Origin of the sequence: Streptomyces sp. NPDC057939 (assembly GCF_042887545.1) — a bacterium.
Lineage (GTDB): Bacteria > Actinomycetota > Actinomycetes > Streptomycetales > Streptomycetaceae > Streptomyces.
This window is the reverse complement of record NZ_JBHVPG010000029.1, coordinates 51,247-66,961: the sequence shown is the minus strand read 5'-3', so window position 1 is coordinate 66,961 and position 15,715 is coordinate 51,247. Positions and strand designations below refer to the sequence as shown.

The window sequence follows — 15,715 nt, the reverse complement described above, 5'->3', positions numbered from 1 at the left end:
TGCGTACACCAGTGGGACAGAACGGCCCCGCCGAACGTGACAGCCCCGCGGGAGGAACCCGGAAAGGGCCCCGCACGCACGAGGACCCGGTGGCCGCCGGGCCACCGGGTCTCGTGCACGGTGTTCAGTGGTGCTCGGGCACCGGTGTCAGCAGGCGCCCTGGTCCTTCCAGACGCCCCACTCGCCGGTGGTGCCGGGAGCCTCGTTCTGCGTCCACCACTGGGCCTTCCAGTTGCGGCCGTTGTGCGAGACGACGTTGCCGCTGTTGTACACCTGGCCGGCCACGTACGCCGGGTTGGTGCAGGTGCCGCCCGGCGGGGTCGTCGGAGGCGTGGTCGGCGGGGTCGTCGGCGGCGTGGTGGGCGGGGTCGTCGGGGGAGTGGTCGGCGGCTGCGTGCCCCCCGGCTCCACGACCGTCGTGCCGCGCGCCAGGTCACCGGCGAAGGCGTACGTCGTGCCGGAGATGTTCACCGTCCAGTTGGACGGGGTGGACACCGGCAGGTAGTAGTTGAAGGCCAGGTCGACCGAGGCGCCCGGGGCGAGCGACTGCCACGCCGGGAGCTTCAGCGAGACCCGGTGGAAGTCGCCCTTCAGACCGCCCACGTTGCTGCCGGTGTGGTCGCTCTTGATCACCTTGGTGCCGAAGCCCGACTGGTCCGAGGCGTTGCCCGGGGCGGCCGTCGAGTAGTCGAACTGGAACTCGGTGCCGCCCGGCAGCGCCGACTTCGTGTTGTTGGTGATCTTGACCTTCGGGGTGAGCGGGTAGTTGGAGTCGCCGAGCTTGAACTCGGTGAACTCCGCCTTCACGTCCACGGCCTGCGTCGGCAGCGCGGTGTTGGACTTCTTCGCGCCGTACGGCGTCGCCGCCTTGAACTTGTCGTACATCAGCGTGGTGAGGGTGTCACCGATCTCGTACTGGCCCTTGGCGGCGTTCCAGCCGTAGTCGCCCGCCATCTCCCAGACCATGGTGCCGCCGATGCCGCGGTTGACCACGTAGTCCGCCTTCGCGGCGACCGACTGCTCGTCCTCGGTGGACAGGAAGACCTTCTTCTGCGCGTTCCACAGCCACGGCGCGACCAGCGTCGAGTCGTACTTGCGGACGTAGGTGCCGGTCAGCGTGGTGTTCGCCGGGAACCCGTACTTGGTGACGTAGTCGCCGACGATCCCCTTCTCCAGGTTCTTGGCGTGCCACATCGGGTTGGAGCCCGCCGGGGACTCGACCCCGTTGGTGTCCTTGTCGTGCCACAGGTTGTCGATGCCGGTCGCGCCGTCACCGCACTTGGTCAGGCCCGCGCCGGCCGGGCAGGTGGTCGCGGAGGCCTTGCCCCACAGCCCGTCGGTGCCGCCCTGGACGTTCTTGTGACCGCGGGTGTAGTAGGGCAGGCCGATGTTGATGCGGCCGGCCGGCATCGAGCCGCGGAAGTAGTGGTACGCCCAGTCGGTGTTGAGGTAGCCGATGCCGCCGTACTGCGAGCTGCCGTAGACGTTCGCGGCGGCCAGCTCGGCGTCCTTGCCGTCGTCGAAGAGCGAGGCGTTCGGGCCGACGTACTCGTTCCAGGCGCCGTGCAGGTCGTAGGACATGATGTTGACGTAGTCCAGGTACTTCTGCATCTGGAACGTCTCCATGCCCCGCAGCAGGTAGCCGGAGGAGGGGGCGGCGACGGTCAGCATGTAGTGCTTGCCGTCGGCGGCGCCGGCCCGGTCGAGCTTCTCGCGCAGGCTCTTCATCAGGGCGTCGTAGCCCTTGACCAGGCCCGCGCGGCGGGCGTTGGCGAGCTGCCAGTCGAGCGGGTTGCCCGCGTCCTTCATCGTGGTCGGGTACTCGTAGTCGATGTCGACGCCGTTGAACCCGTACTTGCGGATGAAGTCGACGGAGGAGTTCGCGAAGGTGTCGATGCCGGCCTGGTTCACCGAACCGTCGGCGTTGGTGGCCATCGAGTAGAAGCCGCCGGAGTTGACCCGGTTGCCGTCGTCACCGAAGTAGCCGCCGGTCTCGGCCCAACCACCCACCGAGATGAGCGTCTTGACGTTCGGGTACTGCTTCTTGAACTTCGTCAGCTGGTTGAAGTGGCCCTTGTAGGGGAGCGACGGGTCCATTTCCGCACCCGCGACGCCCGGCCAGGTCATTCCGGTGGCCGCGTTGTTCGCGTTGTCCGTGCCGACGGAGAGCTTGTTGTCGGAACCGACGTGCGCGAAGGCGTAGTTGATGTGGGTGATCTTCGACCACGGGATGTTGTTGGCGAGGTAGGCGGGAGTGCCGTCCTTGCCGGTGCGCCAGCCGGTGAAGTAACCGATGACGCGGCGCTGGTGGTCGGCGCCCATCTTCTCGCGGCCTTCGGAGTCGTAGACCGAGCAGTACGGGACGTCGACCCCGGGGGTCTTGTACAGGCCGTCGGGGCGACAGCTCTCGTTGTCGGCGGCGTGCGAGACGCCCGCGGAGAGCCCGCCGACCAGCAGGCCGGCGATGACGGCACCGGATGCCAGCAGCATCGCTCTCGTACGAGTGGGGGACAGCATTGTGCCTCCTGGGGAGGGGAGGATGGCAGGACACAACGTGCAGCAACAAGCAGAAAAGTGGCGCTGGTTGGCCTGGGACGTGCGCACGTCGGCAGGGCCGGCTCCCGGGGAAGATGAAGGGAACGTTAAGAGGACTAGACCAACCCGTCAATAGGTCTGGACCAAAGGCGTTCGGGAGTGCCGGTCCGGCGCGGGCGGGACGCGGCCGTCACGCCGGCGTGGCGCGGGCTCGACGCCGGCGGCGCGTGCGGGTCGGTGGCGGGGCGTGCGTGTCGGCGCCGTCGCGTGGACTGCACGCCACGTGCCGCCACCGCTCAAGAACGGCTTGTTTGTGACCCAGGCCACAGCGATTCACTCGCTTGGCCTCGGATCACCCGTGGCACACTGGCCCTAGTACCAGTAGCAGCGCACTCCGGGGTCGGTGCAATTCCGAACCGGCGGTTATAGTCCGCGACCCGTCCGCATCCAGCGGCCGGTTGACCAGGTGAAATTCCTGGACCGACGGTTAAAGTCCGGATGGGAGGCAGTGCGCGGCGGGCCAGTCACCGGTACGCCGCCGTCGGCGGTCCATCGGCGTATCCCAGCGGATACGTCTCGAAACGGACCGTGTTTTCCGGCCCCGGCGTTCCCGCGTGTGCTACCCGCTTCATCTGTCGTATCCCGACAGGCCCCGGAGTCCGTGCCCGATGAGGCAGGAGGATCCGGTGGCGACACACGCCGCGCAGGCAGCACCCGACCAGAGCGTCACCGCCATGCGCCGGGCCATCGAGCTCGCCGCCCGCGGGCTCGGCTCCACCAGCCCCAACCCCGTCGTCGGCTGCGTCATCACGGACCCCGCCGGCAACGTCGTCGGCGAGGGCTGGCACCAGCGGGCCGGCGGCCCGCACGCCGAGGTCCACGCCCTGCGCGCCGCGGGCGACGCCGCCCGCGGAGGCACCGCGTACGTCACCCTCGAACCCTGCAACCACACCGGCCGTACGGGCCCCTGCGCCCAGGCCCTCGTCGAAGCCGGCGTCAGCCGCGTGGTCTACGCCGTCCCCGACCCGAATCCGCAGGCCAGCGGCGGTGGCGCGACCCTGCGCGCCGCCGGGATCGACACCGAGGCCGGGTTCCTCGCGGACGAGGCCGAGGAGGGCAACGCCGCCTGGCTCACCTCCGTGCGCCTCGGCCGCCCCCACGTCCTGTGGAAGTACGCCGCCACCCTCGACGGCCGCACCGCCGCCGCCGACGGCACCAGCCGCTGGATCACCTGCGCCGAGTCCCGCGCCGACGTCCACCGGCTGCGCGCCGAGGCCGACGCCGTCGTCGTCGGCGCCGGAACCCTGCGCGCCGACGACCCGCACCTCGCCGTGCGCGGCGTCGAGGGCGCGGTCCAGCCGCTGCGGGTCGTCCTCGACACCCACGCGGGCGTCCGGCCCACCGCCCGGGTACTCGACGACGCCGCCCCGACCCTGATCGCCGTCGGGAAGGACGCCGACACCGAGCACCTGCCCGGCGTGGACGTGGTCCGGCTGCCCCACGACGGGCGCGGACTGTCGATCGAGGCCCTCCTCGCCGAACTGCACGCACGCGGCGTGCGCTCCGTCCTCCTCGAAGGCGGCTCCACCCTGGCGGGCGCCTTCGTCGCAGCCGGAGCCGTCGACAAGGTCGTCGGCTACCTCGCCCCCGTACTCCTCGGGGCCGGCCCCGCCGCCCTCGCCGACGCCGGGATCACGACCATCACCGAGGCCCTGCGGCTCACCCTCACCGGGACCACCCGCCTCGGCACGGACATCCGCATCACCGCCACACCCACCCACCCCTCCCGTCCCACCGCCCCCAAGGAGCACTGAGTGTTCACCGGAATCGTCGAAGAACTGGGCGAGGTCACCGCCGTCGAGCCGCTCGCCGAAGCCTCCCGCTTCCGCCTGCGCGGCCCGGTCGTGACCGAGGGCGCCAAGCACGGCGACTCGATCGCCGTCAACGGCGTCTGCCTGACCGTGGTGGAGACCGCCGACGGCGAGTTCACCGCCGACGTCATGCAGGAGACCCTGAACCGCTCCAGCCTCGGATCCCTCGTCCAGGGCTCCCGGGTCAACCTGGAGCGCCCGATGGCCCTCGGCGGACGCCTGGGCGGCCACCTGGTCCAGGGGCACGTGGACGGTACCGGCGAGATCCTCTCCCGCACCCCCTCCGAGCACTGGGAACTCGTCAAGGTCGCCCTCCCGGCGCACCTGGCGCGGTACGTCGTGGAGAAGGGCTCGATCACCGTCGACGGCGTCAGCCTCACCGTCGTCGAGGCCGCCGCCGACCACTTCACCATCAGCCTCATCCCCACCACGCTGGGACTGACCACCCTGGGCATCAAGCAGCCCGGCGACCGGGTCAACCTGGAGGTCGACGTCCTCGCGAAGTACGTCGAACGCCTCCTGGCCGCCGGCGTCGACCCGCTCCACGGCGAGGGGGAACAGCGGTGAGCGCCCTGACCTGGCTCAACGCGGAGGCCTTCGAGGTCTTCGACCAGAAGGTCATCTGGTCCGACATGATCGGCAACCTGATGGGCCTGGCCGCCCTCGCCCTCGGCTGGCGGCGTTCCATATGGACCTGGCCCGCCCAGCTCCTCTCCGGCCTGATCCTGGTGGCCGCCTACGCCTCCGCGCAGCTCGCGGGCGGCATCGGCAAGCAGCTCCTGGTGATCTCCGTCGCGATCTGGGGCTGGCGCGCCTGGCAGCTCGGCCGGCAGAAGGCCCAGGACGGCTCCATCGCCGTGCGCACCGCAACCTGGAAGGAGCGCGGCCTGCTCCTCGCCGGAGCGGTCGCCGGCACCCTCGCCGTCGGCGGCCTGTTCACGCTCGTCCCGTCGCTGTCGTGGAGCCCGTGGGCCGACGCCTACATCTTCGTCGGCACCATCGTCGCGATGGTGGCCCAGGCCCGCGGCCTCGTCGAGTTCTGGTTCGCCTGGCTGCTCGTCGACCTGGTGGGCGTCCCGCTCGCCTTCAACAGCGGCCTGGCCTTCTCCGGCCTCGTGTACGTCGTCTACTTCGCCCTCGTCCTGTGGGGCGCGTACGACTGGTACCAGCGCTCGCGCGCCACCCCCGCCCCGGCCCTCGAAGGAGCAACGGCATGACCACCCTCAAGCCCGTGCCGGACGTGCCCGAGGCCGAGCCGCGGGAGACCTTCCGACTCGACCCGGTCGAGCAGGCCATCCGCGACATCGCCGCCGGGCGGCCGATCGTCGTCGTCGACGACGAGGACCGCGAGAACGAGGGCGACCTCGTCATCGCCGCCGAGAAGGCCACCCCCGAGATCATCGCGTTCATGATGAGCGAGTGCCGCGGCCTGATCTGCGCCCCCATGGAGGGCCCCGAGCTGGACCGGCTGGAACTCCCGCAGATGGTCCACAACAACACCGAGTCGATGCAGACGGCCTTCACCGTCTCCGTCGACGCGAGCGCCGCGCACGGCGTCAGCACCGGCATCTCCGCGGCCGACCGGGCGACGACGCTGCGCCTGCTGGCCAACGGCACGAGCGAGCCGTCCGACTTCGTCCGCCCCGGTCACGTCTTCCCGCTGCGGGCCAAGCCCGGTGGCGTGCTGGTCCGCAACGGCCACACCGAGGCCGCCGTCGACCTCGCCCGCCTCGCGGGCCTGCGGCCGGCCGGCGCCATCGTGGAGATCGCCGGCGAGGACGGCGTCATGCTGCGACTGCCCGAGCTGATCCCCTTCGCCCGCAAGCACGGCCTGACGATCATCTCCATCGAGGACCTGATCGCGTACCGCCGCTCCGCGGAGCCCACCGTGCGCCGCGAGGCCGAGGTCAGCCTGCCGACCGCGTTCGGCGCCTTCACCGCGTACGGCTTCCGCTCCACCGTGGACGGCGTCGAGCACGTCGCCCTCGTCCACGGCGACATCGGCGACGGCTCCGAAGTCCTGGTCCGCATGCACTCCGAGTGCCTGACCGGCGACATCTTCCAGTCCCAGCGCTGCGACTGCGGACCCCAGCTGCACGCCTCCATGGGCCGCATCCAGGCCGAGGGCCGCGGCGTCGTCGTCTACCTGCGCGGGCACGAGGGCCGCGGCATCGGACTGCTGTCCAAACTGCGCGCCTACGAGCTCCAGGAGCGCGGCCGCGACACCCTGGACGCCAACCTGGAACTGGGACTTCCCGCCGACGCCCGCGACTACGGCGCCGGCGCCCAGATCCTCGCCGACCTCGGCGTCCGCAGCGTCCGGCTGCTGACGAACAACCCCGACAAGTCCGCCGCGCTGGTCCGGCACGGCATCGAGGTCACCGGCCGGGAGCCGATGCCCGTCGAGGCGGGCGAGCACAACCTCCGGTACCTGCGCACCAAGCGGGACCGGATGGGGCACGACCTGCCCTGGCTGGAGGGGGCCGTGACCACCTCCGCCTGCGGCAACCAGTAACACCGCACCACCCGCACCACCGCACGACCCGCAACACCGCACACCCACACCACGTGCACACCGACACACGAACCACCGAGGAGCAGAGCTGTGAGCGGCAAGGGCGCACCCGAACTGAGCGTGAAGAACTGTGGAGACCTCCGGGTCGCCGTGATCGCTGCCCAGTGGCACGAGAAGGTCATGGACGGACTGGTCGACGGCGCCCTGCGGGCCCTGCACGAGCTGGGCATCGACGAGCCCACCCTGCTCCGCGTCCCCGGCAGCTTCGAGCTCCCGGTCGTGGCGAAGGTACTCGCCGGTCGCGGTTACGATGCCATCGTCGCCCTCGGAGTGGTCATCCGCGGCGGCACCCCCCACTTCGACTACGTGTGCCAGGGCGTCACCCAGGGCCTGGTGCAGGTGTCGATCGACACCGGAGTTCCCGTCGGCTTCGGCGTTCTGACCTGCGACAACGACGAGCAGGCGCTGGACCGTGCCGGGCTTGAGGGGTCGAACGAGGACAAGGGGCACGAAGCGGTCACCGCCGCCGTCTCCACCGCCATGACCCTGCGGACGGTCAGCGAACCCTGGCGCTGAGTGGCAGCGGGGGACCCCTTATTCTGAGGACCATCATGGCGAACACCTCCAAGACCTTCGAAGAGCTCTTCACCGAGCTCCAGCTCAAGGCCGCCACCGGCGACCCCAGCACCTCCCGCACAGCCGAGCTCGTCGGCAAGGGCGTCCATGCCATCGGCAAGAAGGTCGTCGAGGAGGCCGCGGAGGTCTGGATGGCCGCCGAGTACGAGGGCAAGGAAGCCGCCGCCGAGGAGATCTCCCAGCTGCTCTACCACGTCCAGGTGATGATGGTGGCGCGCGGGATCTCCCTCGACGACGTCTACGCGCACCTCTAGGCCCGGAGCCCCGCCGCGGGCCCCCCGCGCCCCCGCTCACGCACACCCGTAAGCAACCAAGCACCTACGCACCAAAGGAAGCCCCATGCTGCGCATCGCCGTCCCCAACAAGGGCTCACTCTCCGGAGCGGCGTCGGCGATGCTCCATGAGGCCGGTTACCGCCAGCGCAAGGAGTCCAAGGAACTCGTCACGGTCGACCCCGAGAACGAGGTCGAGTTCTTCTACCTCCGCCCGAAGGACATCGCGATCTACGTCGCGTCGGGCAAGCTCGACATCGGCATCACCGGCCGTGACCTGCTGCTGGACTCCGGGGCCAACGCCGAGGAGATCCTCCCGCTGAACTTCGGGCGCTCCACCTTCCGCTACGCCACCAAGCCCGGCACCGCGAAGGGCCCCGAGGACTTCGGCGGGATGACGATCGCGACCTCGTACGAGGGAATCGTCGCCAAGCACCTCGCCGAGCTCGGCATCGACGCCTCCATCGTCCACCTCGACGGCGCCGTAGAGACCGCCATCGAGCTCGGCGTCGCCCAGATCATCGCGGACGTCGTCGAGACCGGGACCAGCCTGCGCAACGCCGGCCTGGAGGTCATCGGCGAGCCGATCCTCAAGTCCGAGGCGACCGTCATCCGCCGCACCGGAGCCGGTGCCGACGACCCGAAGGTCGCGCAGTTCCTGCGCCGCCTCCAGGGCGTCCTGGTGGCCCGCAGCTACGTGATGATGGACTACGACTGCCGCGCCGAGCACCTGGAGCGCGCCGTCGCCCTCACCCCGGGCCTGGAATCGCCGACGATCTCCCCGCTGCACAACGAGGGCTGGGTCGCCGTCCGCGCGATGGTTCCCGCCAAGGAAGCCCAGCGGATCATGGACGACCTGTACGAGCTCGGCGCGCGCGCGATCCTCACCACCTCGATCCACGCCTGCCGCCTCTGACACCTGCTGCCCCCGGCAGCAGACGTCCCCCCACCTCCTCGCAGAACCGAGCGCACCCATGGCCGAGTCCGCCGCCCAGCCCGCAACGCCCACCCTGCCGGTCACCTTCCGGCCGAACCGGACGCGGGTCGTGCTGCTGAGCGTCGGGCTCGCCATGTTCGCGACGATCACCACCGTCGCGCTGCTGCTGGAGAAGCTCAGCGCGGGCGAGCGCGTCAGCTTCGTCTTCACCGCCGCCCTGCTCAGCTCGGTCCTCGTCCTGCTCAGCCGCCCCAAGGTGGTCGCCGATGAGGGTGGGGTCACGGTCATCAACCTGACCACCACCCGCCGCCTGGAGTGGGCGCAGATCCTGCGCGTCAACCTCCGCCCCGGCGACCCGTGGGTGTTCCTGGACCTCAGCGACGGCACCAGCCTGCCCGTCCTCGGCATCCAGCCCGGCGTCGCCAAGGCCCAGGCGATCGGCGACGCCCGCGCCCTGCGCGCACTGGCCGAAACCCGGGGAACCGGCGCAAACGACCGCTAGCCCACCCGGCCTCGCCGCTGCGTCCCATTGCGGCCGCGATCCCAATGACTACCCTGGTGGCGGGGCGCGGCCGCGCGCCCTCCCACACGCCCCGGGACCCCGAGGCCCGTGGGCACCTGCGACCAGAGGAGTGACTCCCTCCAGCAATGGACGGATCGTCCGGTAGTACCCGCGCCGCCCTCCCCCCGGAGGCGGCGGCATGACCACCCCGCTACTCCTGCTCCTGGCGGCCTTCGCCCTGATCCTCGCCAACGGTTTCTTCGTGGCGGCCGAATTCGGCCTCGTCACCGTGGAGAGACCCGAGGCCGAACGCGCCGCCGCCGAGGGGGACCGCCGTGCCCGCACGGTCGTCGACGCCCTGCGGGAGCTGTCGTTCCAGCTCTCCGGCACCCAGCTCGGCATCACCATCACCTCCCTCGTCGTCGGCATGCTGGCCGAACCGGCCCTCGCCGCCCTGCTGTCCGGGCCTCTCGCCGCGACCGGCCTGCCCCGGGGCGCCGTCCCCGGCATCGCCGTCGTCATAGGCATGCTGCTCGCCTCCGCCGTCCAGATGGTCGTCGGCGAGCTCGTCCCGAAGAACTGGGCCGTTTCCCGCCCGCTCCAGGTGGCCCGCTTCGTCGCCGGCCCCCAACAGGCGTTCTCCCGGGCCTTCCGGCCCGTCATCGCCGGCCTCAACTCCGTCGCGAACCGTCTCGTACGGGCCCTCGGAGTGGAGCCGACCGAGGAGATGGCCTCCGCCCGGACACCCGGCGAACTGGTCTCCCTGGTCCGCCATTCGGCCCAGGCCGGCGCCCTCGAACAGGACACCGCCGACCTCTTCGTACGGACCCTGTCGCTGGGCGGGCTCACCGCCCAGCACGTCATGACCCCGCGCGTGAAGGTCAGCGCCCTCCAGCACACGGCCACCGCGGCCGACGTGCTCAACCTGACCCGGGCCACCGGACTGTCCCGCTTCCCCGTGTACCGCGAACGCATCGACGAGATCACCGGTGTGGTCCACCTCAAGGACGCCCTCGCCGTACCCGAGGGCCGGCGCTCCCGCACCCCCGTCGGCGGGATCTGCGTCGCCCCGCTGCTGGTGCCCGGCTCCCTGCCGGTCCAGCCCCTGCTGGAGCGGCTGCGCAGCGAACAGCCGATGGCCGTGGTGGTCGACGAGTACGGCGGCACCGCCGGCGTGGTCACCCTGGAGGACATCGTGGAGGAACTCGTCGGCGAGGTCCGCGACGAGCACGACCTGGCCGAGGACGGCCGCCCCGAACTGGCCGCCGCGCCCCCCGAGGACGGCCGCCCCTCCTGGGAGGCCGACGGCAGCTGCCGCGTCCACACCCTGCGCCGCATAGGCCTGGAGGTCCCCGAGGGCCCCTACGAAACCGTCGCCGGTCTCGTCGCGGACCTGCTGGGCCGCATCCCCGCACCCGGGGACCGGGCCGAGCTCCCCGGCTGGAAGCTGTCCGTCCGTCAGGTCGGCCGCAACCGCGCCGAACGCGTCCGCCTCGTCCGTCTGACGACGGTCCCCGCGGGCGGCCCGTACGGGTCCCTTCCCGGGGCCCACCGGGACGGTACCGACCGCGGCGCCCGGTCCGAGCCCGTCCGCACCGCGGACACCGCCGGAGCCCCGGCCGAGCTGGAAGGCGCTGCCCGGTGAACGCCCTCCAACTCCTCTTCGCCCTGCTCCTGGTCCTGGCCAACGGCTTCTTCGTCGGAGCGGAGTTCGCACTCGTCTCCGTACGACGCAGCCAGATCGAGCCGCTGGCGGCGGGATCCAAGCGGGCCCGCCAGGTGCTGTACGGGCTGGAGAACCTGCCGCGCATGATGGCGGCCGCCCAGTTCGGCATCACCCTCTGCTCGATCACCCTCGGCGCGGTCGCCGAGCCCACCGTGGCCCGGTTGCTGGAGCCCGTCTTCCACGCCGTCCACGTCCCGCAGGGCCTCATCCACCCCCTCGGCTACGCGTTCGCGCTGTCCGCCGTGGTCTTCCTGCACCTGGTGATCGGCGAGATGGTCCCGAAGAACCTCGCGATGGCGGCCCCCGAACGGACCGCCCTGTGGTTCAGCCCCGGTCTGGTCGCCTTCGCCCGCGTGTGCGGCCCGGTCACCGCCGCCCTCGGCGCCTGCGCCGCGCTCGTCCTACGGCTCTTCAAGGTCGAGCCCAAGGACGAGGTCGAGGCCGTCTACACCTCCGCCCAGCTCGGCCGGCTCGTCGAGGACTCCCGGCAGGCCGGGCTCCTCGGGTCCGTCGAACAGGAGCGGCTGGAGGACGCACTGGAACTGGGCAGCCGCCCCGTCACCGACGTCCTGCTGCCGCGGGAACGGCTCGTCACCGTCGGTCCGGCGGTGACGCCCCGCCAGATCGAGCAGTTGACGGTCCGTACGGGCTACTCCCGCTTCCCGGTCCGCTCCGACACCGGCGCCTTCATGGGCTACCTGCACGTGAAGGACGTCCTCGACCTGGAGGACCGCGAGCGGGCGGTTCCCCAGCGGGTCTGGCGCCGGATGACCACGCTGTGCTCCACCCTGCCCCTCGACGACGCCCTCAGCGTCATGCGGCGCGACGCCACCCACCTGGCGCAGGTCGCCGACCCGGCCGGGCGCGTCCTCGGCCTCGTCGCCCTGGAGGACGTCCTGGAGATGCTGGTCGGCGAGGTCCGCGACCCCGCCCACCGCAGCTACGCCCGCAGCGCGTAGCACCCGCGGCCCGGACCGCGCCGACGCCGGCCCGACCCCGCCCGCCCCCCGGGGCGCCGGGGCCGGGCCGGTGGCGTGTGCGCGCCCGCGTCACGCGACGGCGGTCCCCTCCAGCTCGACCAACAGGCCGGGGATCGCCAGCCGGGACACCCCGAGCATCGTGGTGGCAGGCGCGACGCCGGCGGCGCCCAACCGCCCCGCCAGCACGGCGTAGTGCCGGAAGAGCAGGTCGACGTCCGTGGTGTGGACGTTGAGCCGCACCAGGTTCCCGAGGGACATGCCGGCCGCGCCGAGCACGGCCTCCAGGTTGTCCAGGCTCAGCGCCAACTGCGCCGCCATGTCACCGTCGTGCAGGGGCTTGCCGTCCCCGCTCATCGAGGTCTGCCCCGCGCAGTACAGGGTCCGGGTCTGACCGGAGACGACCTCGCCCTGGTTGTAGCCCAGTTCCACCGACCACGTCCACGGGTTGACCGCCGTGCGTTCCATCGTCATGTCCGCTCCATTCGATGCGTCGACCGCAAGCACGTCCGTCCGTCGGCCGGCCCGGTGGCCGGCCGTCCTCGACGTCGTACGGAAAGCCTCGCAACGAATCACGACACCCTCTGTCGTGTATGTCGGTAGGGTTTTCACATGCGCGCCGATCGGCTGGTCTCCCTCGTGCTGCTGCTGCGCCGGCGCGGTCGGCTGTCCGCGGCGACGCTGGCCCGCGAGCTGGAGGTGTCCACCCGCACGGTGCTGCGCGACATGGAGGCGCTGTCCGCGGCCGGCGTCCCGGTCCACGCCGAGCGCGGCCGGCACGGCGGCTTCGCGTTGCTGCCCGGGTTCCGGACCGAGCTCACCGGACTCAACCACGACGAGTCCCTCGCACTGCTGGTCGCCGGATCTCGGCGCGGCGCGCAGGCGTTTGGCCTCGGCTCGGCGCTCGCCTCGGCCATGCTCAAAGTGGTCGACGCGCTGCCCGAGAGCCATCGGGACGCCGCGACCGGCGTGGCCGAGCGCCTGCTCATCGACCCGGAGACCGACCTCCTCGCACGCCGCGTGGTCGCCGAGGAGCTGTCCGACCCGGTCGTGTCCGAGATCAGGCGCGCGGTCTTCGCCGGACACAAGCTGCGCATCCACTACGCGGCGACGGACCGCCCGGCCCGGTGGCGCACGGTGGACCCGATCGGCCTGGTCACCGTACGGGAGCGGGGCTACCTGCTGGCCACGCGAGCGGGCGCGGACCGCACCTACCGGCTGTCCCGGGTCCGGGCCGCCGAGGAACTCGACGAACCCGCGCAGCGACCGGACCGGATCGACCTGGACCGGGCCTGGCAGGACCGCAGCTCGCGGTTCCGGACCGGCGGCGACCAGGTCACGGTGCTGCTCCGGCTGGACCCGGCGCGGCGGGAGGACCTGCTGGACACCGTGCTGGCCGTCCTCGACGAGGAGAGCGACCCCGACGGCCGGCTACGGCTGACGGTCACCTTCCAGGACGCGAGACACGCCGAATGGGCGCTGTGGCAGCTCGCCGCGCACGCCGAGGCCCTGACCCCGCAGTGGCTGCGCGCCTCCCTGCGCGAGCGCGCCGCGGCACTCGCCGGACACTACGGAACGACGCCCGGCCCCGAAGCCGTCACGGTCGGGCAACACCCCGGCGAACCCGCCGGGGCGAGGCCCTAGAGCGGCGGCGACTCCGGCCGATCCTGGGGGCCGCGGCCCGACAGGACCTCCCCGTACGCCTGCATCAGGTCCGCGAGCCGCAGCGTCGCCAGGTCGTCCCGCGAGGGGTCCCCGGCGAAGCCCGCCAGCCGCAGGTCCCGGTAGGCGCAGCTCTTCTCGTACAGGGTGCGCAGGAAGCGGCCGTTGCCCAACTCGTCGATCCAGCCCTGCTCGACGACGTGCCCGCTGATGCTGCGCAGCTCCTCCACGGCCTCCTCGTCCCACCGGTCGCCGTTCGCCTCCGCCAGCACCCCGCCGATCGAGGTCAGTTCCGGCGGCCGGTAGCTGGGGAAGTCCACCCGGGTCGTGAACCGCGAGGACAGCCCGGGATTCGCGCCGAGGAGCCGGTCCATCCCCGCCGGATAGCCGGCCAGGATCACCACCAGGTGGTCCCGGTTGTCCTCGGCCCGCTTCAGCAGCACCTGAAGGGCCTCGTCCCCGTACGCGTCGCCCTTGCTGTAGCCGGAGTTCGACAGGCTGTACGCCTCGTCGACGAACAGCACCCCGCCGATCGCCGAATCGATCAGCTCGTTCGCCTTCACCGCGGTCTGCCCGAGGAACTCGCCCACCAGATCGGCGCGTTGAGCCTCCACCAAATGGTCGCCGCCGAGCAGCCCCAGCGCGTAGAACACCCGCCCCAGGATCCGCGCCACCGTGGTCTTGCCGGTGCCCGAGGGGCCCGAGAAGACGAAGTGGCGTTTCGGCGGCTGCACCGGCAACCCCTGCGCCGCCCGCAGCCTGGCCATGTGCAGCTGCGCCGACAGGGCCTTCACCTGCCGCTTCACCGGATCCAGGCCCACCATCCGCTCCAGCTCCGCCAGCGCCTCCGCCAGCGCCTGCGGATCGGCGGGCCCGGCCGGCAGCCCGGACGGAGCACCCTGCGGCGGCACGGACACCTTGTGCCGCACGCCCTCCAGTCCGCCCCCGCCCGCCGACGGCACGAAGCGCTGCTCGGGCGGGTCCAGCGGCGTCGGCGGATCCGGATCCACCTGGCCGTCCGCCGCGACGTCCTGGTAGGGACCCCCGCCGAGCGCCACCGCCGCGTAGTCCCCACCGGCCGTCGACAGGCCGTGCCCCGCCAACCCCTCGGTGACGTGCCCGGAGAGCCCCGCGTACCCGGCCATGTCGTCGGGGTCGCTGCTGTCCGCGATGGCCGTCAGCCGGGCCGCGGTGTCCATGAACGCCGGATCCACCCGGTGCACCGCCCGGTACAGCGGCAGCGCGGCCGCGCTGCGCCCGGTTCCCTCGTGCGCCCGCGCCAACCAGTACCGCAGCTCCTTGCGCTGCGGCTGCTCGCTGCGGCAGCGCATCAGCGCCGCCGACAGCATCGGCTCGGCCTGCCCGTACATCTCCAACCGGACCCGGGCCATGCCGCCGAAGAGGCCGGCCTCGATGCCCAGCAGCGGATCGTCCACCAGCGGCTCGGTGTGCCGCACCAACTGTTCCCAGTCCTTGACCAGGTAGGCGCGGCAGGCGTGCAGGAACCGCACCTGCGGATCGGCGTCCACCGGTGGCAGCGCGGCGAGGGCCTGGTCCAGCTCCGGTACGTGCCGGCCGTCCAGCCAGTGCGAGGCGTGGGCCAACAGCAGGTCGCGCCGGCTCTCCAGCACCGGCTGCACCCACCAGCCCAACCAGTACCAGGAGTTGAGCGTCCGCCGGTGCCGCGCCCGCTGCTCGCCGAAGCGGTCCCGGTGCGCGTACATGCGGAGCAGGGCGTTGGTGGTGTCCACGCGGAGCGCGTGCAGGCCCAACCAGGCGTCGGCCATGGTGGGATCGAACCTGACGGCCGACCGGAACTCCTCCTCGGCCTGCGGATAGGCACCCATGGTGCAGGCGTCCACCCCGCGAAGCCAGGCGAGTTCGGCCGGGGCGTGTGCGCTGCCCGGCATGCCGAAGTCCATCACATCCCCCACAAGCCAGCCCCGTGGTACGCGGCAACCCCCGTGCTGGGCACGCGAGTTGTCCACCCCGCCGATGAAATCAGGGCTGCATCGTACCTGCGGTGACGCACCTTACCCAGGGTGCGACGGGGACGGGTCGCGCGTGCGCTCCGGACGCGCA

The 15,715-nt window shown here is 71.7% G+C and carries 14 protein-coding genes and 1 riboswitch; of the genes, 11 read left to right on the top strand and 3 right to left on the bottom strand.

The window, feature by feature from the left end:
- Positions 1–147 precede the first annotated feature (147 nt).
- Positions 148–2,517 (bottom strand): chitinase C-terminal domain-containing protein, encoded by a 2,370-nt coding sequence (locus ACFVS6_RS27280; RefSeq protein WP_389707801.1) that lies wholly within the window; start codon positions 2,515–2,517, stop codon positions 148–150.
- Between the two features lie 403 nt (positions 2,518–2,920).
- A riboswitch (FMN riboswitch) is annotated at positions 2,921–3,051 on the top strand.
- A gap of 218 nt (positions 3,052–3,269) precedes the next feature.
- Here ACFVS6_RS27280 and ribD point away from each other — a divergent pair.
- The 10 genes from ribD (at position 3,270) to ACFVS6_RS27230 (ending at position 11,953) form a co-directional block, all read left to right on the top strand.
- The gene (gene ribD / locus ACFVS6_RS27275; RefSeq protein ID WP_389707851.1) at positions 3,270–4,349 is read left to right on the top strand and encodes a bifunctional diaminohydroxyphosphoribosylaminopyrimidine deaminase/5-amino-6-(5-phosphoribosylamino)uracil reductase RibD; all 1,080 of its coding nucleotides are present in this window, start codon (positions 3,270–3,272) and stop codon (positions 4,347–4,349) included.
- Positions 4,350–4,973 (top strand): riboflavin synthase, encoded by a 624-nt coding sequence (locus tag ACFVS6_RS27270; protein ID WP_389707799.1) that lies wholly within the window; start codon positions 4,350–4,352, stop codon positions 4,971–4,973.
- Positions 4,970–5,623, top strand: coding sequence for a nicotinamide riboside transporter PnuC (locus ACFVS6_RS27265; protein ID WP_389707798.1), 654 nt, complete (start codon positions 4,970–4,972; stop codon positions 5,621–5,623). The genes ACFVS6_RS27270 and ACFVS6_RS27265 overlap by 4 nt, the downstream gene beginning before the upstream one ends.
- Positions 5,620–6,921, top strand: coding sequence for a bifunctional 3,4-dihydroxy-2-butanone-4-phosphate synthase/GTP cyclohydrolase II (locus ACFVS6_RS27260; RefSeq protein ID WP_389707796.1), 1,302 nt, complete (start codon positions 5,620–5,622; stop codon positions 6,919–6,921). The genes ACFVS6_RS27265 and ACFVS6_RS27260 overlap by 4 nt, the downstream gene beginning before the upstream one ends.
- A gap of 90 nt (positions 6,922–7,011) precedes the next feature.
- Positions 7,012–7,497: a 6,7-dimethyl-8-ribityllumazine synthase gene (gene ribH / locus ACFVS6_RS27255; RefSeq protein ID WP_007262951.1), complete on the top strand. Its 486-nt coding sequence runs from the start codon at positions 7,012–7,014 to the stop codon at positions 7,495–7,497.
- 35 nt (positions 7,498–7,532) lie between these two features.
- Positions 7,533–7,811, top strand: a complete 279-nt coding sequence (locus ACFVS6_RS27250) for a phosphoribosyl-ATP diphosphatase (RefSeq protein WP_281205179.1) — start codon at positions 7,533–7,535, stop codon at positions 7,809–7,811.
- Between the two features lie 85 nt (positions 7,812–7,896).
- Positions 7,897–8,745 (top strand): ATP phosphoribosyltransferase, encoded by an 849-nt coding sequence (gene hisG / locus ACFVS6_RS27245; protein ID WP_389707793.1) that lies wholly within the window; start codon positions 7,897–7,899, stop codon positions 8,743–8,745.
- A 58-nt stretch (positions 8,746–8,803) separates the two neighbouring features.
- On the top strand, positions 8,804–9,268 hold the full coding sequence (locus ACFVS6_RS27240; protein WP_389707791.1) for a PH domain-containing protein: 465 nt from the start codon (positions 8,804–8,806) through the stop codon (positions 9,266–9,268).
- A 199-nt stretch (positions 9,269–9,467) separates the two neighbouring features.
- The gene (locus ACFVS6_RS27235; RefSeq protein WP_389707789.1) at positions 9,468–10,913 is read left to right on the top strand and encodes a hemolysin family protein; all 1,446 of its coding nucleotides are present in this window, start codon (positions 9,468–9,470) and stop codon (positions 10,911–10,913) included.
- Positions 10,910–11,953, top strand: a complete 1,044-nt coding sequence (locus ACFVS6_RS27230; RefSeq protein ID WP_389707787.1) for a hemolysin family protein — start codon at positions 10,910–10,912, stop codon at positions 11,951–11,953. Before ACFVS6_RS27235 ends, ACFVS6_RS27230 begins: the two co-directional genes overlap by 4 nt.
- Positions 11,954–12,043: 90 nt before the next feature.
- Here the strand turns inward: ACFVS6_RS27230 and ACFVS6_RS27225 are convergent, their stop codons facing one another.
- A complete protein-coding gene (locus ACFVS6_RS27225) occupies positions 12,044–12,439 on the bottom strand; it encodes a RidA family protein (RefSeq protein ID WP_389707849.1) in 396 nt (131 codons plus the stop codon).
- Positions 12,440–12,583: 144 nt separating this feature from the next.
- Between ACFVS6_RS27225 and ACFVS6_RS27220 the strand changes: the two genes are divergently transcribed.
- Positions 12,584–13,615, top strand: a complete 1,032-nt coding sequence (locus tag ACFVS6_RS27220; RefSeq protein WP_389707785.1) for a helix-turn-helix transcriptional regulator — start codon at positions 12,584–12,586, stop codon at positions 13,613–13,615.
- Here ACFVS6_RS27220 and ACFVS6_RS27215 read toward each other — a convergent pair.
- Positions 13,612–15,555 carry an AAA family ATPase gene (locus ACFVS6_RS27215; RefSeq protein ID WP_389707784.1) on the bottom strand — a complete coding sequence of 648 codons (1,944 nt, stop codon included), beginning with the start codon at positions 15,553–15,555 and terminating at the stop codon, positions 13,612–13,614. The two genes, ACFVS6_RS27220 and ACFVS6_RS27215, sit on opposite strands and share 4 nt — an antisense overlap.
- Between the last annotated feature and the right edge of the window lie 160 nt (positions 15,556–15,715).

Coding starts and splice junctions, on each gene's coding strand:
- ACFVS6_RS27280 (WP_389707801.1), bottom strand. CDS start 2,517: ATGCTGTCCCCCACTCGTACGAGAGCGATGCTGCTGGCATCCGGTGCC.
- ribD (WP_389707851.1), top strand. CDS start 3,270: ATGCGCCGGGCCATCGAGCTCGCCGCCCGCGGGCTCGGCTCCACCAGC.
- ACFVS6_RS27260 (WP_389707796.1), top strand. CDS start 5,620: ATGACCACCCTCAAGCCCGTGCCGGACGTGCCCGAGGCCGAGCCGCGG.
- ACFVS6_RS27250 (WP_281205179.1), top strand. CDS start 7,533: ATGGCGAACACCTCCAAGACCTTCGAAGAGCTCTTCACCGAGCTCCAG.
- hisG (WP_389707793.1), top strand. CDS start 7,897: ATGCTGCGCATCGCCGTCCCCAACAAGGGCTCACTCTCCGGAGCGGCG.
- ACFVS6_RS27240 (WP_389707791.1), top strand. CDS start 8,804: ATGGCCGAGTCCGCCGCCCAGCCCGCAACGCCCACCCTGCCGGTCACC.
- ACFVS6_RS27235 (WP_389707789.1), top strand. CDS start 9,468: ATGACCACCCCGCTACTCCTGCTCCTGGCGGCCTTCGCCCTGATCCTC.
- ACFVS6_RS27225 (WP_389707849.1), bottom strand. CDS start 12,439: ATGGAACGCACGGCGGTCAACCCGTGGACGTGGTCGGTGGAACTGGGC.
- ACFVS6_RS27220 (WP_389707785.1), top strand. CDS start 12,584: ATGCGCGCCGATCGGCTGGTCTCCCTCGTGCTGCTGCTGCGCCGGCGC.
- ACFVS6_RS27215 (WP_389707784.1), bottom strand. CDS start 15,555: ATGGACTTCGGCATGCCGGGCAGCGCACACGCCCCGGCCGAACTCGCC.